Genomic DNA, 23,252 nt, shown 5'->3' with positions numbered 1-23,252 from the left:
TGTGAGAATCAACGTCTTGCAGGGCAAAATGTATACGTATACACTCGATCCACAAGCAGGCCCGCTGGCCTGGTCCGGGGCGCTCCATAGGTCGCCCATCGATGAAGATGGAAGGTATTGCTCATGACCGTTACAACAGCAACCAGCTCGGCCGTGAATTCCGTGATGTTGAAGGAGCCGGCCCGGAACAGCGTGAACCGGGGCAGCACGCCGGAGGTGCGCGCCACCGTGGAAGGCGTCATCGCGGACATCCGTGAACGCGGCGACGCGGCAGTGCGGGAGTATTCCGAGAAGTTCGATAAATACGCCCCCGAGTCATTCCTGCTCACCAAGGAGCAGTTGGAGGAGATCCTCGCCCGCGTTCCCGAGCAGACCATTGAGGACATCAAGTTTGTCCAGGAGCAGGTCCGGGTCATGGCGCAGAAACAGCTTGAGTCACTGAGCGATTTCGAGATTGAAACCCTTCCGGGTGTATTCCTCGGCCAGAAGAACGTTCCCGTCCAGGCTGCCGGCGCCTACATTCCCGGCGGAAAGTACCCGCTTCTGGCCAGCGCGCACATGACCATCGTTACTGCCAAGGTTGCCGGCGTCGAACGCGTGGCCGCCTGCACCCCGCTGATCCAGGGGGAGGTCCCCGACGCCACGGTCGCCGCCATGTACCTGGCCGGCGCCGACGAGATCTACCTCCTCGGCGGCATCCAGGCCGTAGCGGCGCTGGCCATCGGCACTGAAACCATCAAGCCGGTCAACATGCTGGCCGGACCCGGCAACGCCTTCGTCGCGGAAGCCAAGCGCCAGCTCTTCGGTGAAGTCGGCATCGACCTCTTCGCCGGGCCCACCGAAGTCCTGATTGTTGCCGACGAGCACGCAGATCCGTTCATCGTCGCCGTCGACCTTCTCTCCCAGGCTGAACACGGTCCTGATTCACCCGCAGTCCTGATCACCACCAGCGAAGAGCTGGGCCGGAAGGTCATCGAGCACATCGATACGATCCTCGTGGACATGCCGACCCGGGACTACGCAGGTGCGGCGTGGCGCGACTGGGGTGCGGTCCACGTTGTTGAAACCCTCGACGACGCCTACGTCCTGGCGGACGAGTACGCCTACGAGCACGTGCAGATCCTCACCGAGAACCCCCGCGAAGCACTGGAAAAGATGCACGACTATGGTGCGCTGTTCCTGGGCGAAGGAACCTGCGTCTCCTACGGGGACAAGGTCATCGGCACCAACCATGTGCTGCCAACCCGCGGCGCCGCACGCTACACGGGCGGCCTTTGGGTGGGCAAATACCTGCGGACCGTCACCTACCAGGAAGTCACCAACACCGAATCAAGCGCCTTCTTCGGCGAACTCTGCGGACGCGCCTCCCGCGTGGAACGATTCGAAGGGCATGCACGGTCCGGCGATGTCCGTGCGGCGAAGTACCGCGGCACCACCCTGCCCTGGTCGGACCACAACTTCGACAACTAGGAAAAGCCGGTGCCCGACTTCCGCCTAGACGGCAAGAAAGCATTGGTCACCGGAGCAGCCCGCGGACTCGGCAAGGCCATCGCCGATGGCCTTGCCGAGTCCGGCGCGACTGTCTACGGAACCAGCCGTGACGCCGAAAGCGCACGCCTCATCAGTGAACGCTACGGGACGCCGGCCTTTCCCGTTGACATCACGGAATCCACCCAAATACGCCAATTCGCCGACGACCTGGTGCAGGAAAGCGGCGGCATCGACCTGCTCGTTAACAATGCCGGCGTCAACGTACCCAAACCGGCGCTCGAACTGACGACGGAAGACTGGGACACCGTCTTTGACACCAATCTCAAGGGCAGCTTTTTCCTGACCACGGCACTGGCACGGCACTGGATTGAAAACGGAACGCGCGGGGCAATCGTCAACGTGGCCTCGCAGGCGGGAATCGTAGGAATCGAGGAACGCGCCGCCTACGGCACAAGCAAGGCCGGCCTGATCCACCTCACCAAGATCCTGGCCCTGGAATGGGCCCAGGCCGGAATCCGCGTCAACGCCGTCGCACCCACCTTCGTGCGCACGGAACTGACCGCATCAACCCTCAGCCGCCCCGACTGGGCCGCCGAGCTGTTGTCCCGGATCCCCATCGGCCGCTTCGGGGAGCCGGAGGACATCGCCGGAGCAGTGGCGTTTCTGCTGAGCGACGCCGCTTCGCTGATCACCGGGCACACCCTGGCCATCGACGGCGGCTACACCATCCGCTGACCGCCGCGATTCTGAGTTCCGCCACCATCCTTGAGGAGCACTTTCATGACCATCAAAGACACCATCTCAACCACCGCCGTCGTCGGGTCCGGTTACATGGGCGGCGGGATAGCCCAGGTGCTGGCAATGCACGGCTACAAAGTCATGCTGGGTGATGTCGACGGCGAAACAGCGGAACGCGCCCGAGTCCGGCTTGTGCAGCAGGCCCGGGACTTTGAGGCCCGCGGCCTCCTGCCTGAGGGGGCCTCAAAGACAATTGAGGGGAACCTCCTCGCGGCCGCGAGCATCGAGGAGGCAGTTGCGGCTGCGGACTACATCGCCGAAGCAGTCCCGGAAAAGCCCGACCTGAAAGCCGCGATCCTCCGCAGGGTCTCGGCCGCCGCGCCGCCCCACGCGATCATCGGAACGAACACCTCGGCCATCCCCATCAGTGAACTGGCCGCGTCACTGACCGGCCCGGAGCGGTTCCTGGGCGTCCATTGGATGAATCCGGCCCCGTTCATCCCCGGCGTCGAACTTATCCCCGGGGAAGAGACTGACCCGGCCGTCCTCGACCGCTCCGAGGAGCTCATCCGCAGCCTGGGCAAGACGCCGGCCCGGGTGGCGGACACGCCGGGGTTCGTGGCGAACAGGCTTCAATTCGCCCTGTACAAGGAAGCAGCCCGGATCGTTGAGGAAGGCGTCGCAACGCCGGAACAAATCGACGCGGTAGTGAGCAGCACGTTCGGATTCCGCCTGGCCTTGTTCGGCCCCTTCGCCATCGGCGACATGGCAGGGCTGGACGTGTATGAATCTGCGTATCGCACCCTTGAAAAGGCCTACGGCGAGCGGTTCACCGTCCCGGAGGCCCTCGTCACCACGGTCAATGAAGGAAACATCGGTCTAAAGAGCGGGCGCGGTTTCCTCGACATCGACCCTGCCAACCAGGCTGCCCTCCTCGCCTACCGGGACAACGCCTATGCCCGGCTTTCGCAGCTGCGTGCGGAGCTTGGCCAGGCGCCAGGGCTGTAGGCGAATACGCTGCGGCGGATCGTCAGGCCCGGCTGCAACTGCAGCCGGACCTGACACGTCACTACACAGCCGTTACTTCAGGTCGAAGCGGTCCAGCTCCATGACCTTCACCCACGCCGCCACGAAGTCGTCGACGAACTTCTCCCTGGCGTCGTCGCTCGCGTAAACCTCGGCCATCGCCCTGAGCTGGGAGTTGGAGCCGAACACCAGGTCCACCGGTGTGGCGGTCCACTTCAGCTCGCCGGTGGCGACGTCGGTGATCTCATAGACGTTCTCCTCCGTCTCCGAGGCCTTCCACTTGGTGCCGGGGGAGAGCAGGTTGACGAAGAAATCGTTCGTCAGTACCCCGGGACTGTCCGTCAGGACGCCGTGGGCGGAACCGCCCACGTTGGTGCCCAGGGCACGCATACCGCCGACCAGCGCCGTCATTTCCGGCGCTGAAAGATCCAGCAGGTACGCATTGTCCAGCAGGAGCGTCTCCGGCTGGAGCTTCTCGCCGGGGCGCACGTAGTTGCGGAACCCGTCAGCCCGCGGCTGCAGGTACTGGAAGGACTCGACGTCGGTCTGTTCCTGGGCGGCATCGGTGCGTCCGGGCCGGAACGGCACGGTGACGCCGAAACCGGCGTCATTTGCCGCCTTCTCCACCGCCGCGCAGCCGCCGAGGACGATCAGGTCGGCCAGCGAAACCTTCTTGCCGTTGGACTGGGCGGAATTGAACTGCTGCTGCACGCGCTCAATGGCCTGCACCGCCGTCGAAAGCTGCTCAGGTTCGTTGACCTCCCAGCCGCGCTGGGGCTCCAGGCGGATCCGGGCCCCGTTGGCGCCACCGCGCTTGTCCGTCTTGCGGAAGGTGGAGGCCGCGGCCCAGGCCGTGGTGGCCAGCTGCGAGACGGACAAGCCCGAGTCCAGGAGCCGGGCCTTCAGGGAGGCGATGTCCTCCTGGCCGATCAGCTCGTGGTCGACGGCGGGAACGGGGTCCTGCCAGAGCTGGGCTTCCGGGACCCAGGGGCCCAGCATGTGCGGGCCGACCGGGCCCATGTCGCGGTGCAGCAGCTTGTACCAGGCCTTGGCGAACGCGAGCTGGAATTCGTCCGGGTTCTCCAGGAAGCGGCGCCCGATTTCCTCATAGACGGGGTCAAAGCGCAGCGACAGGTCCGTGGTCAGCATGGTGGGCCGGTGCTTTTTCCCGGGATCGTGGGCGTCGGGGATGATCTCCGGGGCATCATTGGCCACCCACTGGTGGGCGCCGGCGGGGCTCTTGACCAGCTCCCACTCGTACTCAAAGAGGATCTCGAGGAAACGGCTGCTCCACTGGGTGGGCCGGTCCGTCCAGGTGACCTCGAGGCCGGAGGTGATCGTGTCGCCGCCCTTGCCGCTGCCATAGGTGCTGAGCCAGCCCAGCCCCTGCGCCTCAAGGTTGGCGCCCTCCGGTTCGGGCCCGACGTGCGCGTCGGCGTCACCGGCTCCGTGGGTTTTGCCGAACGTGTGGCCGCCCGCGATCAGCGCGAACGTCTCCTCGTCGTTCATCGCCATCCGTTTGAAGGTCTCGCGGATGAATGCTGCCGCGAGTTTGGGATCCGGGTTGCCCATGGGCCCCTCCGGGTTGACGTAGATCAGGCCCATCTCCGTGGAGCCGACGTCCTCCGCCATCTGGCCTTCGCCGATGTAGCGTTCGTCGCCGAGCCACGTGTCCTCCGGGCCCCAGAAAATCTCCTCGGGCTCCCACACGTCTTCACGGCCGAAGGCGAAGCCGAAAGTCTTGAAGCCCATGGACTCGAGGGCCACGTTGCCGGCGAGGACCAGCAGGTCCGCCCAGGAAAGCTTCCGGCCGTACTTTTGCTTGACGGGCCACAGGAGGCGCCGGGCCTTGTCCAGGTTGGCGTTGTCCGGCCAGCTGTTGAGTGGCGCGAACCGCTGGCTGCCATCGCCCGCGCCGCCGCGGCCGTCGTGGACACGGTAGGTGCCGGCGGCGTGCCAGCTCAACCGGATCATCAGGCCGCCGTAGTGGCCGAAGTCAGCGGGCCACCAGTCCTGGGACGTGGTGAGGACCTGGGTAATGTCCTGCTTGAGGGCCTCGACGTCGAGCTTCTGGAACTCTTCCCGGTAGCTGAAGTCCGGGCCGAGCGGGTTGCCCTTGGGATGGTGGGAGTGGAGGACGGAGAGGTCCAGCTGGTTGGGCCACCAGTCAGCGACCGTGCGCGGCCGGTGACCCTTGGGCTGCGGCGAGTCGATCGCCGGGTTTTCGCTCTCGCTGCCGTGCGAGGTCACGCTGCCATGGTCCACCGGGCAGCCGCCTTCGACCTTTTGGTCCAGGCCTTGGGCGCTTCCGGGAGTGGGAATCGGGGGGTGTTCCGGACGATCGGTCATCTGTTTCCTTCCATGTGGCCGAGGCCGTGGAGCGGACTCGGGCGGCCGGTTCAACCTTCCCATTTGACCACGGGGACAGCCGTAAGAGGAGAGGCAAAGGCCTGCTCCCTGCAGCAGGAATGCGCCTTGCCCGGTTGGCAGCAACCCATACAACCGAGATCGGGTCACACGGCCGGGGAGCGGCCCTGGCAGGGGACCGAACTGACCACGCTGTAGTGCTCAACCACGGGAAACGGCTCATAGAACCGGTGCAGGAGGGCGCGCCACCGCTGGTAGTCAGGGGATCCCCGGAAACCAACGGTGTGGTCCTCCAGCGTGTCCCACTCCACGAGCAGAAGGTACGTGCTGGGGGACTCGACCGACCGCGAGAGGGACAAGGAAAGGAACCCGGGCATGGAGGCGATGATGGGCCGGGCGCGGGCGAACGCCACCTCGAATGCCTCTTCCTGGCCGGGAACAACAGGCAGCAGGGCGTGTTCAGTAATCACCCGGCAAGTCTTGCAAACTTCACGAGCCGGAGTTAATTCCACGTGCGGGACAGCCGGGCCTCTGGGGTGGGGCCGGTTTTCGGCTAATGTGCTGCGCCCAGTTCGATCAGCAGGACATGTGCGTGAGCGGAACCTGCGTCATTGCCGAGATTGATGGCGCCGGAAACTCCTTTGGATGAATGAGTGGGATCTGCCAATGACAAAACGATTTGTCACGTAGGTGCAATTCACCCTAGGGGTTCCTATTGCGGACCGTCAATAAGCGGCCATGGCTCAAAAGTGATGCTTGACACTTTCGCGGCGATGCCAATACCTTGATGCCAAGTCGTTTTAGCAAAACGATTTTTCACCCCAAGTACTGTCTCGCCATTTCCGTTCGAGAGAAAGTGAGTCGACAGCGATGTCCACTCGTAAATTCATCAGCAGGCTCGCCATCGGCGGCATCTGCACCGCCGCTGCATTGGCCGCCTCGGCCTGCGGCGCAGGGGGCCCGTCCGCAACGTCGGGAAGCGCCGGCACCAACACCGTCAACGTCCTCGTCGAAGCCGGCGGCCACGCCGAACTGTCCGGCGTTGCCGAACAGTGCAAGAAAGATGCCGGCGTGGACGTCAACTTCGTCGAACTGCCCTATGACGGCATGTTCAACCGGCTCTCCAGCGAATTCTCCTCCGGCAACGTCTCCTTCGACGTGGCGGCGCTGGACTCCGTCTGGCTTCCGAGCTTCAAGGACGCAGTCCAGCCCATCGACGAGATCTTTACCGACGAGGCCAAGAAGGACATCTTCCCCTCCCTCGTCAAGGAAGCCAACGTGGACGGGCACTTCATCGGCCTGCCCGCCTGGACCAACGCGGAGATCATCCTCTACCGCAAAGACCTGTTCGAGGACGCCAAGAACAAGGCCGACTTCCAGGCCAAGTACGGCTATGAACTCACCGCCCCCACCACCTGGAAGCAGTACCAGGACATCTCCGAGTTCTTCACCAAGAACGGCATGTACGGCACCGACGTCAAGGGCGGCGTCGAAACCGAATGGCTGGCCCACGTCCTGCAGGCCGGCGGGCCGATGATCCTGGACGAAAACAACAAGGTGGTCATCGACAACGCCGCGCACAAGGAAGCACTGGACTTCTACGTTGGCCTCGCCAAGTCCGCCCCCTCCGGCGCAGCACAGGTGGACTGGGCAGCGGCGCAGAACCTGTTCAACCAGGGCAAAACCGCCATGACCCGTTTCTGGGCCCACGCCTACCGCCAGATTCCCAAGGACTCCCCGGTGGCAGGCAAGGTGGGAGCCGCTCCCATGATCGCCGGATCAGCCGGCATCGGTGGCGTCCCCGGCCCGTGGTACCTCACTGTCCCGAAGGCCACCAAGAACGCTGATGCGGCCAAGAAGTTTATCAAGTGCGCCTACGACCACAACAGCATGGGCATCGAATCCAGCCTCGGCCTGGCCTCGCGCATCTCCGCCTTCGAGAAGTACCAGGACAAGGAAGGCTACGAGAGCTTCGGACCGCTGATCGAAACCCTCAACGGCGAGGCCACGGCCACCCGCCCGGCAACCGAGAAGTGGCAGCAGATCGTCGAGACTGTCCTTGTCCCCATGCTGCAGAAGGCCGTGGCCGGCGGTGATTCCACCACCCTCCTCGCCGACGCCAAGAAGCAGATCGAGGACCTCCTCAAGTAAAACCCCCGCGGCCGGCATCTGCCGAAGAGGCACAGCAAGTACGGTGCCGGCCGCGGCCCCAACCAGCGGAAGAGAAAACCGTGCGCATCTCCGATCGCCGCTTCGCAATGTTCCTGATGGCGCCAGCGGCGCTGTTCCTCGCAGTATTCGTGGCCTTCCCGCTGTTCCGCCTGGTGGCGGACAGCTTCTTCAAGATCTCTCCAATTGCCGGCGGCCCCCGCGACTTCGTGGGCCTGGACAACTACTTCCGAGCCTTCGCCTCCGAGGCTTTCACGGGCGCGGGCTGGCGGACCCTGGCCTACACCCTGGTGGTGGTCACGCTTGAGTTCGCCCTGGGCCTGGGCATGGCCCTGGTGTTCACCATGCTGGGCCGCAGTTCCCAGATCTGGCGGACGGTGTTCATGTACCCGCTCATGATCGCCCCAATTGTGGCAGGCCTGCTCTGGAAGTTCCTGATGATCGACAACTTCGGCCTCATCGGAACGCTCCTGCACCAGGCAGGCATCCTGCAAAACCCCAACCAAATCGGCTGGCTGTCCGATCCGGGCATCGTGCTCTACTCGGTGGCCATCCCGGACATCTGGCTCACCACCTCGTTCATGTGCCTGGTGCTGTTCGCCGGGCTGCAGAATATCCCCGGGGACCTGATCGAAGCGGCACGCCTGGACGGTGCCCGCGCACCGGCCATGCTGTTCCGCATCATCCTGCCCTTGCTGAGGCCGGTCATCGCCGTCGCCCTGGTGGTCCGCGGCATTGACGCGGCCCGGGCCTTCGACACCATCCTCATCCAAACCAACGGCGGGCCCCAGTCCGCTTCGGAAACCATGAGCCTGCTGATCTACCGCACCATGATCCGCTTCGGCGATCCCGGGCTGGCCAGCGCCATGGGCACCATCTACCTGCTGGCGATGCTCGCCGTCGCGTTCTTCGCGGTGGCCACCATCTGGCGGCCAGGAAAGGACACCTGATGCGCGTCGCCGAACGCATTAAGCACGACGGCGTGGGCCCGGCCAAGGCGGCCGCGGCACCTTCCGAACCGCCCGCCGTCGTCCCTCCGCGGAGGCGCCGCGGCGTCAACCGGGAAGGGTTGGAGGCCGGACGGCGCAGCACCCGCACGCTGCTGTGGGTCCTGCTCGCCGCCGCCATGGTGCTGTACGGATTCCCGTTCCTGTACCTGCTGTTCACATCCTTCAAGACCCCGATCGACACCATTGCGGTGCCGCCCACCATCCTGCCCCGGGAGTGGACGCTGGAGAACTACGCCAACGCGCTGGGCCGGAACGGAGTCCTTGCCTCCTTCATCAACAGCATCCAGACGGCCGTGATCAGCACCCTGCTTTCGCTGGTCCTGGCGGTTCCGGCCGCCTATGGCATCACCCGGTACAAGACCCTCAGCGGCCGGATCTTCATCATGGCCGCCCTGGTGACGCGCATGGTCCCGCCGGTGGCGATCGGCATTCCGCTGGCCTCAATGATGGCAGCCATGGGCCTGTCGGATACGCCAATTGCCCTGTCCATCGCCCACACCACCATCTCGCTGCCGCTCTCCATCTGGCTGATGTCCAGCTTCTTCGAAGCGGTGCCGAAAGACCTGGAGGAAGCGGCCACAGTGGACGGGTGCAGCAGGCTCGGCGCCCTCTGGCGGGTGGTGATGCCGGTGGTCTCCGGCGGCATCGCCGTCACCGCGATCTTCGCCTTCCTGGCCTCCTGGAACGAGTTCCTCTTCGCGCTCCTGATGACCGCCATCCGATCGCAGACAACGCCGGTGGTGATCGCGAACTTCCAGACCCAGTTCGGCCTGGACTGGGGATCCATGACGGCGCTGGCCGCCGTGTACTCCATTCCGGTCATCCTCCTCACGCTTCTGCTGCAGCGCAGGATCGTGGCGGGCATGACGCTGGGCGCCGTCAAGGGCTAGGCCACCATCAACGAGTAGCCTACTGGTAACCCCCAGGGGCATCACCAACCATGAGGACGTGGGAAACAGATGAGCAACAAGAACATCGGCATCAAGGATGTGGCCGTGGCCGCGGGGGTGTCCGTGACAACTGTCTCCCATGTCCTCAACGATGTTTCCTACGCCCGGATCAGCCCCGAAACCAGGGACAAGGTGAAGACGGCCGCCGAGCAACTGGGCTACGGACCCAACCGCCTGGCCCAGGCCCTGCGCACGCAACGGACCGGCATGCTGGGGCTGGTGAGCGAGGACATCGCGACGACGCCCCACGCCGGCCGGATCATCCTGGGCGCCGACGAGGCCGCCAAGGCCAGGGGGTACGGGCTCATGATCATCAACACCTCCGGCTCGGCGAGCCTCGAATCCCGGCAGGCCGACGTCGAGGCCCTTTTGGAACGCCGGGTGGACGGCATCCTCTACGCCACCATGTACCACCGCAACGTGGAGCTGCCGGCCAACCTTGGCAGCGTGCCGTCCGTCCTGGTGGACTCGGTGGCCCGCGGCGGAAACATCACCGCCGTGATCCCGGATGAAGACGGCGGTGCACGCGCCGCGGTGGGCGCGCTCCTCGAAGCGGGCCACACCCGGGTGGGCTTCATCAACAACACCGATGACGTCCCCGCAACCCGCCAGCGGCTCCAGGCCTTCCGGGCGATGCTGACTGAAGCAGGGCTCGACGGCGACGCGGCACCTGTCGAGTCCGAGGTCTCGGAAGTGCATGGCGGCTACGAGGCGGCCCGGCGGATCCTGGCACGAGGGGACCGCGCCGACATGCCTACGGCACTGTTCTGCTACAACGACCGGATGGCGATGGGAGCCTACCGCGCTGCCGCGGAGCTGGGACTCAGCATCCCCGGTGACCTTTCAGTCGTCGGCTTCGATGACCAGGAACTGATCGCCGCCAACCTCCACCCGGGACTTACCACCGTGGCCCTGCCCCACTACGAGATGGGTGCCTGGGCCACCGAACACCTGATTGACGCCGTGGAGGGGAAGACCGACCTCACCCTCATGGCACTTCACCCGACCATCCTGGGCTGCCCCCTGGTGCGCCGTGACTCCATCGCGGCTCCCCGGCCGTAGCAGCCAGCCCCTTCCACTTTCCAAAAGGACCGCACGAACATGTCGACCTTCCTTGATGCCGCACACCCTGAAACAGTCACGACGGAAACCTCCAGGTTCCGGCCTGCCATCCACTTCACGGCACGGGATACCTGGCTGAACGATCCCAACGGCCTGGTTTTCCATGACGGCCTCTACCACCTCTTCTTCCAGAACAACCCCTACGGCAACGTGTGGGGCAACATGTCCTGGGGCCACGCCACGTCCCGCGATTTGCTGCACTGGACCGAACACCCCGTTGCCATCGCCTGCGATGAGGCAGAGGACATCTTTTCGGGAAGCGTCGTAGTGGACCACGGCAACACGTCCGGTTTCGGCACGGCGGATGCACCCGCCCTGGTAGCCGTTTACACCAGCGCCTACAAGGCCGCGTCCGAACACAGGGGCACGCAGGCGCAGTCCCTGGCCTACAGCACCGACGCCGGCATGACCTGGAGGAAATACGGAGGCAACCCTGTCCTCGCGCGGAACTCAGCGCACTTTCGGGACCCCAAAGTCTTCCGTTACCAGGACGGGCATGACAGCTGCTGGGTCATGGTGGCCGTCGAAGCGCAGCACCAGAAGGTGGTCTTCTACCGGTCGGACGACCTCAAGACCTGGGACTTCCTCAGCGACTTCGGCCCGATGAATGCCGACCAGGGCGAATGGGAATGCCCCGATCTCTTTCCCCTGCCGGTGGACGGGGACCCGGACAACATCAAATGGATACTGATCGTGAACATCAACCCCGGTGCGGTGGCGGGAGGATCCGGCGGCCAGTACTTCATAGGGCATTTCGACGGCGTCCGGTTCCTCCCGGACGCCACTTCCGTCGCGGCGCCGGCCGGGATCGGCGCCCTGGGTGACTCCGCCGCGTCCGCTGCAGCCCTGCAGCAATGCCTGTGGCTGGACTGGGGGCGCGACTGCTATGCCTCCGTGTCGTTCAGCAACGTCCCGGATGGACGGCGCATCATCATCGGCTGGATGAGCAACTGGGACTACGCCAATGATCTGCCCACCGCCCCCTGGCGGTCCTCGATGACCCTCGCCCGGGAAGTGCGCCTCACAGCAGTCAACGGCTCTGCGCGCCTGACCCAGCAGCCGGTCCTCGCCGGCCACCCTGCTGGAAAGGAACTTCCTGTTGCCAGGGACCAGCTGAACGCGGGGCCCTTTGAACTGGGAAATCCACCCCTCCGGTTGCCGGATGCGGTACCGGGCAGCGCCCAGGTCATCGAGGCGCAGATACGGCCCGGAAGCGCCGAGCGCCTTGTTTTCCGGCTCTTCGGAAGCAGTGACGGGAGCAAGGGCGCCATTCTCAGCTACGACACCACCAGCGCACGGCTCATCCTGGACCGCCGGCAATCAGGCGACACCTCCTTCCACGCGAAATTCGCTTCGATCGAGTCAGCACCCGTTGACCTGGAGGACGGCGTGCTCAAGCTGCAGATCGTCGTCGACCATTGTTCGGTGGAGGTATTCGCCCAAGGCGGGAAGGCGGTCCTGACTGACCTTATCTTTCCGGAAGCCGGACACCAGGAGAACTGGCTGTCGGCCGAGGGGGGCCCGGCAGCAATGCTGAAGCTCGCCGTCTCAACACTCGCCTAACCGCAACTCGACAGGGAAGAACCCATGCCAAGCAACAACTACTACGACGTGACCACCTGGCCCGTAGGCAATCCTTCCAAGGACGTCGGCGAGGTCATCAACAGCATCATCGCTGACATCAAGGACCGGCAGGCCGCCACGGATGTGGACAATGGCGGAAAGCCAGGCGCGGCTATCTACATTCCGCCGGGGGACTACCACCTTCGCACGCAGGTGGTGATCGACGTCAGCTTCCTTCGAATCGAGGGCTCGGGACACGGGTTTACGTCGTCGAGCATCCGGTTCAACGTTCCCGAGGACGAATGGCCGGACCTGCATGAGCTGTGGCCCGGCGGGAGCCGGATTATCGTTGACCTTCCGCCCGCCGGCGACGGGGAAGAATCCAAGGGCGCCGCTTTCTACATTGAGCGGAGCGGGAGCCCGCGGATCAGCTCGGTGGAGTTCTCCAACTTCTGCATCGACGGGCTGCACTTCACCCCGGACGGCTCGGGGCTGCCTGCGGAGAACACCTACGTCAACGGCAAGACCGGCATTTATGTGGCGAGCGCCAATGACTCCTTCCGCGTCACCGGCATGGGCTTCATCTACCTCGAGAACGCGCTCACCATCCACAACGCGGACGCGCTGTCCATCCACGGCAACTTCATCGCTGAATGCGGAAGCTGCATCGGGCTGCGCGGGTGGGGGCAGGCGTCAAAGATTACCGACAACCTGATCGGAGCAGGCTTCAAGGGCCACTCCATCTATGCCCAGAACCACGGCGGGCTCCTGGTCACCGGGAACAACGTCTTCCCACGCGGTGCAAGCAGTGTCCATTTCGACGGCGTCACGCGTTCGAGCGTCACCAACAACCGGCTGCATTCCTTCTACCCCGGGATGGTGGTCCTCGCGGGGAACAGCTCGGAAAACCTCGTGGCCACGAACCACTTCCTGCGGGACCATGAGCCCTGGACGCCCTTCCTGGGGGTGGACAACGGACTGGACGACCTCACGGGACTTCTCTGCGTCAGCGGCAACAACAACTCCGTGATCGGCAACCACTTCTCCGAGGTCATCGACTCACAGGGCATCCAGCCGGCAGGCGCCACGCCCGTCATCATAAGGCTGCAGGCGGGGGCGGGCAACTTCGTCTCCAACAACCACGTGGTGGCGATGGACGTCCATGCCAAGTCAAGCGACTCCTGCTTCTCGGCGCAGGTGGACGCGCTGCTGGCAACCGGGGCGTCGGACGGCCTCGCCGTGACGGCCGTGATGGTCGATCCCGCATCAGCCCGGAACACCATCCTTGATTCCGGAAGTGACGCCCAGGTCATCGCAGACAGGGTTGCTAATGCTGTGAGGGCCACACCTACTGCCGGTAACCAGGCAGTTCCCTCGCCGTAGAAGGGCGGCCGGAGCATCCGATCGCCCTTCTACGTGCTGACTGCTATTTCGTGTTCAGCATGTTCCAGAGAATCAAGTCATGTGCGTGCTTGGCTTTGTCATCGCCGCGGAAGTCCGCTTCCTTGATGCTGCCACCGGTGTCGATTCCGATGCTGGAGGTTGACGCGAACCTGCCCATCATCGACTTGTTGGACAGCATGGAAACGGAGCGGATGTTCTTGTAGGGCACGGACACGACGGCAAGTTTGTTTCCGACGAAGCTCTTGTCCTGGAGGATTACGCGCATGTTGGTGATGCCCACGAAGCCGGTACCGACCCCGATGCAGTCGTAAACGGCGTAAACGATTTCTCCCTGCAGGAGCCCGGCCCTGATTTGCTCGAGCTGTTCATACTTGTCGTGAATGATCTCAGTCAAAGTGCAGTCTCCTTCGGCCTAGTTGCGGAGCGGAACGCCGTGGGCGTCCCGCTGGAAGTAGACGGCGCCCGCGAGGATCATGATGCCCTCAATAAGGCCCCACAAGGCGAGGAATCCCAAGCCCAGCACACTCAAGACGATCGCGAGCACGAGCTGGATGATGCCGATCTTTGTATATCCAAGGTAAAAGCGGTGGATACCGAGGCCACCCAGGAATATGCCCAACAAGCCTGCCGCAATCTTGGACTTGGACTGCGGGTAACCGTAACCCGGCTGGGGCATGGGCGGCTGCGCAGAGTACTGCGGTGGCTGGGGCATGGGCGGCTGGCCAGAGTACTGGGGCGGCTGCGGCATGGGCGGCTGCGCAGAGTACTGCGGGCCGGGGAAGGGCGGCGGGGTTGGAGCTTGGGCGCCGTTGTAAGGAGGGGGCACAGGCGGGCCGTAATTTTCCTGTGAGGCCGAGTTCGCGTCGGGGTGTTGCTGGGTCATGGTTGATGCCTTCCGGAGAATGATGATGCGGCCCCAGGTGACCGGGCGGCGGCAGTCAACGACGGCATCCCCCAGAATCCATAGCCTTCATAAGTGTGACGGACTAAAGGGCAAAATTCTCTGTAAACCGCAGTGTTTCCTGCTGAAGACACCAAGGGACGTTCACCTGTCGAGTGCCGCATCCGCCGTTCGAGAACGGTCGACTTTTGCGCGGGGAGAGGCCCGCCCCGTGGTTGCCGGTGCTTAACGAAAGAGGCCGACGGCGGGAAAGTCCCGCCGGCCGCTCGGCTTTGGGTGCCACGATCACGAGGGCGCCGAGCAGGAACGGGATGCGCCAGCGCCCAGGACTTGAGCTGGTCGGCGGCGAGGATGGCTGCGAGGGGAAGCAGCGGCCGTGGCAAGGATGGAACCCACCTGTGTGCCTGCAGGCTGAAGCTTGCGAAGAAGCCGCGCCTCGCATCGGGGGAGTGCTCCACGATCATCGCGCTGGCTCCGCCCATTTCGCCGGCGACGGCGAACCCGGCGGGGAAAGCCCTTTCTCTCGAATCGTTTCGTCGAAGAAATGGCCGTGACACCGGTTACGTCAACGCGGGGCGGCGCTGACAGACCGGCGGCCTAGGGTTTCTTGGGGTGCGGGGCCACTGCTCTCGCGGGCAACGAGTTCCGTGGCCAGTTCGATGCTGCGCGGGTGCGGGTCGGTGCCGCGCGCTATGTCGAGAACCATTCGGACAGCAACTTCTGCCATCTCGCCGAGCGGCTGGTTGATGGTAGTCAGGGACGGGGCGACCCACGCGGCGAGGGGGAGATCGTCGTATCCGACAACGGACAGGTCGCACGGGACCTCGATGTTCTTGTCGCGGGCGGCCCGCAGCACCCCGAGCGCCTGCATGTCGGAGCCGGCGAAGATGGCCGTAGGCCTTTCGGCGCGGGCGAGGAGGGCGGCGCCGTGCTCAAATCCGCCGGCCACCGAGAAGTCGCTCCACCGGATGGCGTCCTCAAGCAGTGGCACGCCTGCTTCCGCATGGGCCGCCCGGTAGCCGTCAACCCGGGCACGCGAGCACAGCACGTCTTCTGGTCCGGAAATGATTGCGATTCGGCGGTGACCCAGTGACAGTAGATGTCGCGTGGCCGAGAGGCCGCCGTACCAGTTATTGGATCCGACAGCTGGAACATCGCTGGGGGGCTCACCATTTGTATCGAGCACAACATAACGGATGCCTCGAGTGTCGAGTTGGCGCCGCTGTTCGGGTGTAAGTGTTGAAAGAACCAGTATCACGCCGAGCGGGCGCCGGGCAAGGACTTCTTCCATCCAGTCTGAATGAGGGCTACGCCGCCCGCCGAGGTCGGACAGCACCACTCCTAGCCCGTTCCGCCGGGCGGCGTTCTCCACGCCGCGGATGATCTCGATGGACCATGCTGAGTCGAGCTCATGGAACACCAGGTCCACAAGGGGCGCGGAAGGTGTTCCGGTCTGGCTCACGTGGCGCTGATAGTTGTGTTCCTGAAGCGCCTTCTCAATCTTCGCTCTGGTCGCCGGAGCGACGTCCGAGCGTCCGTTGAGCACCTTGGAAATGGAGGGGGCGGAGACGCCAATTTTTGCAGCGATCTCGGTAATCGTCGGCCGACCATTTGGTGCGCGCCTCTTTCGCGATCCTTCGGATGACATGCGTCGAGTCCTTGTTCTCGTCCTGGTCCTCATTTTTCGAAAACTCCTGATGAAACCGTAACAGGTGGCGGGACACCATCGTGGCGGCGAAGTCTTTCTTGGTTTCGACTAGTTTTCATCAAAAGCCTTGACATGGTTAGCGCTAACAACCAGTATTTAGTGAACGTGTTTCGCAAAAATTTTCGAAAACTTCAATCGCAGCTACAGGACGGGTGGTCCAGCCGCCTGCGCACCTTTCCAAGTGGACCAGGAGGATGTAACGCCTCAGAAGTAGATCATCTCTCTCGCAGCAACTGCGGCTCACATGCCGCCGACGACGGTGTCTTTGCACCGCGAAAGGACCAGCAACACAATGATTAAGAGAAAAGCCCTGCTTGCAGCGGGGATGACCACGGCACTCGCTGTAACTCTGATTGGCTGCACCGGTAACAATGGTGGCGGCGGCGGTGGAGCCGGAGCGAGCAAAACGAACTGCAGCAACGAGATCAAGGTCAAGGACGTCCCGGTGGTGACGTACTGGGGCTGGTTCGAAGACACCGCACAAACGGTGGACAACTTCAACGAGAGCCACAAAGACGTACAGATTTGCTGGACAAACGCCGGCCAGGGTGCGGATGCCTATACCAAGCTGTCCACATCGCTCCAGTCCAAGTCGGGTGCGCCCGACATCGTCCAGGTTGAATACGACTGGCTGAACAGTTTCCTTATCCAGGGCGGCCTGGTCAACATGGCCGAGCACGGCATCGATAAGTACAAAGACAAGTTCACTGAAGGGGCATGGCGCGACGTTTCGAGCGGCGACGGCGTCTACGCGGTTCCGGTCGACCTGGGACCGGTCGGAATGTGGTACAGGCAGGACATCTTCGACAAGCACGGCATTAAGGTTCCGACCACATGGGACGAATATGCAGCCGCAGCCGAGCAACTGAATAAGGCGACAGGAGGCGAGACCCTTATTGGCAACTTCGCCCCCAACGGCTCGGGCCAGCACTATGCATTCCTCGACCAGGCCGGTGCCGTGCCCTTCGAGTTCGACAACGGGACTCCGACCGAAATCAGCATCAACCACAACGACGACGCAACCAAGAAGGTCTACGAGTACTGGCTCGGCTTGGTCGACAAGGGTCTCGTGGGTACTGACCAGGCGTGGACGCCCGAGTTCAGCACCGGACTTGGTGGCGGCCGGTACGCTACTGCCATCTACCCCGCGTGGTACAGCATCCACATTTCCGCCTTCCAGGACGGGGACCCGGACGCTGTGTGGCGCGCCGCTCCAATCCCTCAGTGGGACTCAGCTAAACCCAAGCAGGTGAACTGGGGTGGCAGCACGTTGGCTGTCACCACCCAGGCCGACGACGCGGCACTGGCCACAAAGGCGGCTGCTGAGCTCTATGCAACCGAGGAGAACAAGAAGCTCGGAGTCGAAGTGGGCGGGCTGTTCCTGGCCTACCCGGAGATGATTGAGTCCGAGTACTTCCAGGAACGTCCGTACGAGTTTTACGGCGGCCAGAAGCTCAACAAGGACGTCTTCGGCAAAGCCGCCATCGAGTACGAAGGTGTGACGTTCTCGCCGTTCTCGCAGTACTACTACGACGAGTCGCAGCGCCTGCTTTCGGAGGCGATCGCAGGCAACGTCTCGGCATCCGAGGCGGCGGACCAGCTCCAGAAGTCGCTCGAGACCTATGCCACTGAACAGGGATTCACCCTGAAGTGAGTTTGACCCTGTGCGGGCGGGGGAACACCCCGCCCGCACAGAAAGTCCTCCCATTTTGCGTCCCAAGGAAGTGACCGATGTCCACCACCCCTCAACTTCAGACTCCAGCCCGCCCCCCTGCCGTTCTCAAAAGGGGAGTCACCCTGGAACGAAAACACGCGAGGTTCGGCTGGGTGTTTCTGGCCCCCTTTGCCATTGTGTTTTTGGTATTCCTCGTCCTGCCGCTCGTCTACGCGTTCTGGATGAGCCTGCATACCAACACCCTTGCGGCGGGCGAGAAGTTCGCGGGGCTGACGAACTACATCGCCGCCTTTAAGGACCAACGCTTCCTGTCGGGAATGGCGCGGGTAGGGGCATTTGCGCTCGTCTTCGTGCCACTGCAAATCGGGCTGGCGCTCATCTTCGCCCTCCTCCTCGATGAAGTCAAAACCCGGTTCTCACGTTTCACCCGGCTGCTGATTTTTGCGCCGTACGCTATCCCCGGAGTGATTGGCGCCCTGATGTGGGGCTTCCTGTACAGCCCCTCCTTCGGACCGTTGGTGTCGTTCTTCGATTTCCTGAACGTGCAGGCACCGGACCTTCTCAGCCGGGATTCCATCTTCTGGTCCTTGACCAATATCGTGACGTGGCAGTGGACGGGCTACTACATGATCATCATTTACGCTTCGCTGCAGTCCATCGACTCGTCCATCTATGAAGCGGCGCGGATCGATGGCGCCTCCAAGCTGCAGACCGCCCTGCAAATCAAGGTTCCGATCATTGCTTCCTCGCTCGTGTTGACAATAGTTTTCGCGCTGATCGGGACGCTACAGTTCTTTACCGAACCGCAGGTTCTCGCACCCCTTGCCGGCAATGCCATTGACGCTGCCTACACCCCGAACCTGTACGCCTACAACCTGGCGTTCTCCTATCAGCAGTTCAACTACGCGTCGGCCATCTCCTTCGCGCTTGGACTGATGGTCTTCCTCGCCTCCATCATTTTCCTGATCGCCACTCGCAAAAAGAGCGGACTCCGCTGATGACAACTTCACCTGCACTACTCCTCGACCAGGCACCCCCAACGAGCTCCCGGAAGAAAGGCGGGAAACCCGGCACGGGGCGGCACGGCAAGTCGGTCGGCACGCACATACTTCTCGCTGCCGTCTCCCTCTATTTCCTCCTTCCGATGTGGTGGCTGATCGTTGCGGGAACCAAAAGCACGCAGGGGCTGTTTGCCGGAACGGGAGGGCCGCTTTGGTTCGATCGCGACTTTGCCCTGTTCGACAACATTGCCCAGCTGGTGACATACAACAACGGCATCTACCTGCGCTGGCTCGGAAACTCGTTCCTTTACGCGATGGCCGGAGGGGTCGGGGCCACGATTCTCGCCGTACTGGCGGGTTATGCCTTTGCTAAATACCGCTTCCGGGGCCGCGCCGTCAGCTTCATGATTCTCCTGGCGTCCGTGATGGTTCCGGCGACGGCACTTGTCATTCCGACGTACGTGCTGTTCAACAACCTTGGCCTCACGAACACAATCTGGGCGGTGATCCTCCCGTCGTTGCTGAGCCCGTTCGGCGTGTACCTGATGCGCGTCTACGTCCAGGATGCAATTCCGGACGAACTGCTCGATGCTGCCCGCGTGGACGGCTCCGGGGAGTTCAGGACGTTTGCCACGATTGCGCTGCCGCTGATGCGTCCTGCGGTGGTGACCGTGCTGCTGCTCTCGGTGGTTGGCGGATGGAACAACTACTTCCTGCCGCTCGCGATGATTTCGGATCCCACATTGCTTCCCGTCACCGTGGGGCTCAATGCCTGGCAGGTTCAGTCGAACTCCGCCACCGCAAACAGCCTCATCTGGAACCTGGTAACGAGCGGATCGCTGATCTCTGTAATACCGCTCATCATTGCCTTCCTGATGCTGCAGAAGTACTGGCAGGGCGGGCTGTCCGTCGGCAGCCTCAAGTAGCGCCCGCACCGCTGGAACGTCCCGGCACCAACATTGAAGGAGCAAAGTGCCCACCGCACGTGTGACTGCCGATCCAAGCTTCGTGGTCGGCCCCATCAACCGCAGGCTCTTCGGCTCGTTCATTGAGCATATGGGGCGCGCCGTTTATACCGGGATATACGAGCCTGAACATCCCACCGCGGATGAGGAAGGCTTCCGGCAGGACGTCATCGAGCTCGTCAAGGAACTCGGCGTGACCGGCATCCGTTACCCGGGCGGCAACTTCGTTTCGGGCTTCCACTGGAGGGATGGCATCGGTCCGAAGGACCAGCGGCCCCGCCGGCTCAGCCTGGCATGGCGGGCCACCGAGACGAACCAGGTAGGTCTGCACGAATTCGCTTCCTGGGTGCAGAAGGTGGACGGCGAGCTCATGTATGCGGTCAACCTTGGCACCGCGGACACTAGGGACAGCCTCCAGGTGGTCGAGTACGCAAACATCCCCAAGGGGTCCACCCTGGCTGACGAGCGGATCGCAAACGGACGGACGAGTCCCTTCGGCATCAAAATGTGGTACCTCGGCAACGAGATGGACGGCCCGTGGCAGCTCGGGCACTCACCGGCTGATGACTACGCAAAGAAGGCCTCACGCACGGCCAAAGCACTCCGGCAGTTGGACCCCCAGGTCGAACTCGTCGCATCCGGCTCCTCGCACCCGACGATGCCGACCTTTCCGTATTGGGACCGTGTGGTCCTTGAGCACACGTACGACGACGTGGACTACATTTCCTGCCACGGCTACTACGAGGAGAAGAACGGCGACCTCGGATCCTTCCTGGCCGCACCCGTGAAGATGGACCGGTACCTCGACACTGTCATTGCAACTGCTGATTACGTCAAAGCCGCCAAGCGCAGCGAAAAGACGCTCAACATCTCCTTCGATGAATGGAACGTCTGGTACCTCGGCGATAATCTCCGGCAGTTTCCGCGCCAGGCGGACCGGTTCTACCGGACCGATGAGATCGAGGGCAACGATTGGCCGGAGGCCCCACGGCTTGCCGAAGACGTCTACTCGGTGGCCGATGCCGTGGTGGTTGGTGGTCTGCTTATTTCCCTGCTTCGGCACGCAGACCGCGTCACGTCCGCCTCCATGTCGATGCTCGTGAACGTCATCGCACCTATCACCACCGAACCTGGCGGTCCAGCGTGGCGGCAAACCACCTACTATCCGTTCGCTGTCACCTCCAGGCTCGCTGCCGGCGTCGCCCTTGACGTCCGGGTGGAGAGCGGCCAGTACAGCACTGAAGAACTCGGCAGTGTGCCGTTGGTGGATGCCGTGGCCACACATGATGCCGAGGGCGGACGTGCCGCGGTGTTCCTCGTCAACCGTTCGCTCGCTGAGGAGATTACGGTCACCGTGAATGTGGGAGCGCTCGGCAATCTCTCGCTACTGGAATCACACATGATTTCTGATCCTGACGTATACGCAAGGAACACGAAGGACGTCCCGGACCGTGTGAGGCTCAAGTCGAACCCAACTGCGAGTTTGGCCAACGGCGTCCTCACAGTGACGCTGCCGCCTGTCTCCTGGACAGCGGTGGCGCTGAGTAAGCCAAAGGCATAACTTTCCCGGCTCACCACGTCCCTGATAATCCTGCTGAAGACGTCGAGGACGTTCTTAACGAAAGAGGCCGACGGCGGGAAAGTCCCGCCGTCGACCGCTTGGTTCTTGGTGCCACGCGCGTTAGCCCGCACCAGGGCGGCATCAGTTACCCCGCCGCCACGCTTTCACGGGCAAGAGCCGGCTCTGACGCTTCAATTTCGTTCTTGCGGGTCTCGAGGTCGTCGAGCGATTTGCCCTTGGTGTCGGGGGACAGGAGGGCAGCGAGCGCTGCGACGGCGCAGATACCCAGCGTGGTCAGCCCGATGACCAAGGGGACGTTGGTGGATCCCGGGGGAGCGACTGCGGTGAAGATGCTTGGGAAGAATGATGCGATCATGAGGCCCACGTTCTGCGACACCGCGAAGCCGGTCACACGGATCCGCATGGGGAACTGCTCCTGGAAGAACGTGGCGAAGGTGGCGTTCCACATTTGGAAGAAGAGGCCCTGCACAATGACGATGCAGACGAAGACCAGCGCCAGGCTTCCCTGTTCAATGGCCCAGAGGTAGCCGCCGGCCAGTGCGCCGCCGCCCAGGCCGCCCGCGACCATCAGCATCCGCCGGCCGATCTTGTCGGAGAGTGCACCGAACAGCGGAATGGTGACGACGGCGGCGATGTTGGCCACGAGGGTCACCCACAGGAAGTCGCTGCTGGAGAAGCCGTTGCCGTAGCCCTTCTGGGTGGCGTAGGAGACGCCGAAGATGAGCGTTGCCATGCCGATCACGTTGGTGAACGTCATCAGGATGCAACGGACCAGGACCCAGGGATAGCTGCGGACCAAGTCAACGAGGGGGAACCGCTGCTTGGCCTTGCCGGCCTGGGACTGCGCCGCATACGCCGGCGGCTCCTGCACGCGGCGGCGGATTACGTAGCCGGCCAGGATCACGAAGGCGCTGAGCAGGAACGGGATGCGCCAGCCCCAGGCCTGGAACTGGTCGGCGGGGAGGATGGCGGCAAGCGGGAGCAGCACGGCGGTGGCCAGGATGGAGCCCACCTGGGTGCCCTGCAGGCTGAAGCTTGCGAAGAAGCCGCGCCTGGCATCGGGGGAGTGCTCCACGATCATCGCGCTGGCGCCGCCCAGTTCTCCTGCGACGGCGAAGCCCTGGATGAGGCGGAGGATCACCAGCAGGATCGGCGCCAGGATGCCCGCCTGCCCGTACGTGGGCAGGAGCCCGACGGCGAAGGTGGCGAAGCCCATCAGCAGCATGGCGAAGACGAGCACCTGCTTGCGGCCGTGCCGGTCACCGTATGCTCCCAGTACCACCGCGCCAACCGGGCGGGAGACGTAGCCCACCGCGTAGGTGGCGAGCGAGGCGATGATCCCCACGGTCGGGTTCTCGGTGGGGAAGAAGATGGCGGGGAAGATGAGCGTCGCTGCCAGCGAGTACAGTGCGAAGTCGTAGTATTCGAGTGCGCTCCCGATCCAGCCGCTCATCGCGGCTTTCTTCGGGTCCCGCTGGCCAACGCCGGCTTCCGGGATAGGGCGGGTTTCCCCGGGGTTGCTGCTCATTCTGGTGAATTCCTTCGTCGTCATTGGCAAGGAACCGGAACTATTGTTCCGG

General features: G+C 63.4%; 19 protein-coding genes and 1 pseudogene. 13 read left to right on the top strand and 7 right to left on the bottom strand.

Annotation, left to right across the window (positions count from 1 at the left end; genetic code table 11):
- Nucleotides 1–123 precede the first annotated feature (123 nt).
- Genes hisD through C3B78_RS17480 form a run of 3 tightly spaced genes read left to right on the top strand, consistent with a single transcriptional unit; the run spans nt 124 to nt 3,237 of the window.
- The gene (gene hisD / locus C3B78_RS17490; protein ID WP_234005451.1) at nt 124–1,470 is read left to right on the top strand and encodes a histidinol dehydrogenase; all 1,347 of its coding nucleotides are present in this window, start codon (nt 124–126) and stop codon (nt 1,468–1,470) included.
- Nucleotides 1,471–1,479: 9 nt separating this feature from the next.
- Nucleotides 1,480–2,226, top strand: a complete 747-nt coding sequence (locus tag C3B78_RS17485) for an SDR family NAD(P)-dependent oxidoreductase (RefSeq protein WP_104999191.1) — start codon at nt 1,480–1,482, stop codon at nt 2,224–2,226.
- Nucleotides 2,227–2,271: 45 nt separating this feature from the next.
- A complete protein-coding gene (locus tag C3B78_RS17480) occupies nt 2,272–3,237 on the top strand; it encodes a 3-hydroxyacyl-CoA dehydrogenase family protein (protein ID WP_104999190.1) in 966 nt (321 codons plus the stop codon).
- Nucleotides 3,238–3,309: 72 nt separating this feature from the next.
- Here C3B78_RS17480 and katG read toward each other — a convergent pair whose 3' ends face one another.
- Together katG and C3B78_RS17470 are read right to left on the bottom strand one after the other, a co-directional pair.
- A complete protein-coding gene (gene katG, locus C3B78_RS17475) occupies nt 3,310–5,604 on the bottom strand; it encodes a catalase/peroxidase HPI (RefSeq protein WP_104999189.1) in 2,295 nt (764 codons plus the stop codon).
- A gap of 164 nt (nt 5,605–5,768) precedes the next feature.
- Nucleotides 5,769–6,092, bottom strand: a complete 324-nt coding sequence (locus C3B78_RS17470) for an antibiotic biosynthesis monooxygenase family protein (RefSeq protein WP_104999188.1) — start codon at nt 6,090–6,092, stop codon at nt 5,769–5,771.
- 400 nt (nt 6,093–6,492) lie between these two features.
- On the opposite strand from C3B78_RS17470, the gene C3B78_RS17465 reads away from it, so the two are divergent.
- From C3B78_RS17465 to C3B78_RS17440, 6 genes are all read left to right on the top strand, one after another.
- Nucleotides 6,493–7,773 (top strand): ABC transporter substrate-binding protein, encoded by a 1,281-nt coding sequence (locus C3B78_RS17465; RefSeq protein WP_104999187.1) that lies wholly within the window; start codon nt 6,493–6,495, stop codon nt 7,771–7,773.
- A gap of 80 nt (nt 7,774–7,853) precedes the next feature.
- The gene (locus C3B78_RS17460) at nt 7,854–8,741 is read left to right on the top strand and encodes a carbohydrate ABC transporter permease (protein WP_104999186.1); all 888 of its coding nucleotides are present in this window, start codon (nt 7,854–7,856) and stop codon (nt 8,739–8,741) included.
- Nucleotides 8,741–9,691, top strand: coding sequence for a carbohydrate ABC transporter permease (locus tag C3B78_RS17455; protein ID WP_104999185.1), 951 nt, complete (start codon nt 8,741–8,743; stop codon nt 9,689–9,691). The genes C3B78_RS17460 and C3B78_RS17455 overlap by 1 nt, the downstream gene beginning before the upstream one ends.
- Before the next feature lie 69 nt (nt 9,692–9,760).
- Complete coding sequence (locus C3B78_RS17450; protein ID WP_104999184.1) at nt 9,761–10,813, top strand: LacI family DNA-binding transcriptional regulator; 1,053 nt, start codon at nt 9,761–9,763, stop codon at nt 10,811–10,813.
- Between the two features lie 39 nt (nt 10,814–10,852).
- The gene (locus C3B78_RS17445; RefSeq protein WP_104999183.1) at nt 10,853–12,436 is read left to right on the top strand and encodes a glycoside hydrolase family 32 protein; all 1,584 of its coding nucleotides are present in this window, start codon (nt 10,853–10,855) and stop codon (nt 12,434–12,436) included.
- 24 nt (nt 12,437–12,460) lie between these two features.
- Nucleotides 12,461–13,819 carry a NosD domain-containing protein gene (locus C3B78_RS17440; RefSeq protein ID WP_104999182.1) on the top strand — a complete coding sequence of 453 codons (1,359 nt, stop codon included), beginning with the start codon at nt 12,461–12,463 and terminating at the stop codon, nt 13,817–13,819.
- A gap of 43 nt (nt 13,820–13,862) precedes the next feature.
- Here the strand turns inward: C3B78_RS17440 and C3B78_RS17435 are convergent, their stop codons facing one another.
- The 4 genes and pseudogenes from C3B78_RS17435 to C3B78_RS17420 form a co-directional block, all read right to left on the bottom strand.
- Nucleotides 13,863–14,234 carry a PH domain-containing protein gene (locus C3B78_RS17435; protein ID WP_104999181.1) on the bottom strand — a complete coding sequence of 124 codons (372 nt, stop codon included), beginning with the start codon at nt 14,232–14,234 and terminating at the stop codon, nt 13,863–13,865.
- 18 nt (nt 14,235–14,252) lie between these two features.
- Nucleotides 14,253–14,552 (bottom strand): NINE protein, encoded by a 300-nt coding sequence (locus C3B78_RS19900; RefSeq protein WP_199775279.1) that lies wholly within the window; start codon nt 14,550–14,552, stop codon nt 14,253–14,255.
- 466 nt (nt 14,553–15,018) lie between these two features.
- A pseudogene (locus C3B78_RS20315) lies at nt 15,019–15,244 on the bottom strand (MFS transporter); the annotation flags it as partial.
- A 62-nt stretch (nt 15,245–15,306) separates the two neighbouring features.
- Nucleotides 15,307–16,389 (bottom strand): LacI family DNA-binding transcriptional regulator, encoded by a 1,083-nt coding sequence (locus tag C3B78_RS17420; RefSeq protein WP_104999179.1) that lies wholly within the window; start codon nt 16,387–16,389, stop codon nt 15,307–15,309.
- Nucleotides 16,390–16,741: 352 nt separating this feature from the next.
- On the opposite strand from C3B78_RS17420, the gene C3B78_RS17415 reads away from it, so the two are divergent.
- The 4 genes from C3B78_RS17415 to arfA all read left to right on the top strand — a co-directional run bounded on the left by C3B78_RS17415 (nt 16,742) and on the right by arfA (nt 21,651).
- Complete coding sequence (locus C3B78_RS17415; RefSeq protein ID WP_158677286.1) at nt 16,742–18,103, top strand: ABC transporter substrate-binding protein; 1,362 nt, start codon at nt 16,742–16,744, stop codon at nt 18,101–18,103.
- A 77-nt stretch (nt 18,104–18,180) separates the two neighbouring features.
- Entirely contained in the window at nt 18,181–19,122 is a 942-nt protein-coding gene (locus C3B78_RS17410) for a carbohydrate ABC transporter permease (protein ID WP_104999177.1), read from the top strand.
- Nucleotides 19,122–20,051, top strand: coding sequence for a carbohydrate ABC transporter permease (locus C3B78_RS17405; protein ID WP_104999176.1), 930 nt, complete (start codon nt 19,122–19,124; stop codon nt 20,049–20,051). Before C3B78_RS17410 ends, C3B78_RS17405 begins: the two co-directional genes overlap by 1 nt.
- Before the next feature lie 46 nt (nt 20,052–20,097).
- A complete protein-coding gene (arfA, locus tag C3B78_RS17400) occupies nt 20,098–21,651 on the top strand; it encodes an arabinosylfuranosidase ArfA (protein WP_104999175.1) in 1,554 nt (517 codons plus the stop codon).
- Between the two features lie 145 nt (nt 21,652–21,796).
- Here arfA and C3B78_RS17395 read toward each other — a convergent pair whose 3' ends face one another.
- Nucleotides 21,797–23,200, bottom strand: coding sequence for an MFS transporter (locus C3B78_RS17395; RefSeq protein WP_104999174.1), 1,404 nt, complete (start codon nt 23,198–23,200; stop codon nt 21,797–21,799).
- Nucleotides 23,201–23,252: the final 52 nt, after the last annotated feature.

The organism is Arthrobacter sp. PGP41 (genome assembly GCF_002953935.1).
GTDB lineage: Bacteria > Actinomycetota > Actinomycetes > Actinomycetales > Micrococcaceae > Arthrobacter.
The sequence above is the reverse complement of the archived record's forward strand: the minus strand, read 5'-3'. Positions and strand labels throughout refer to the sequence as shown.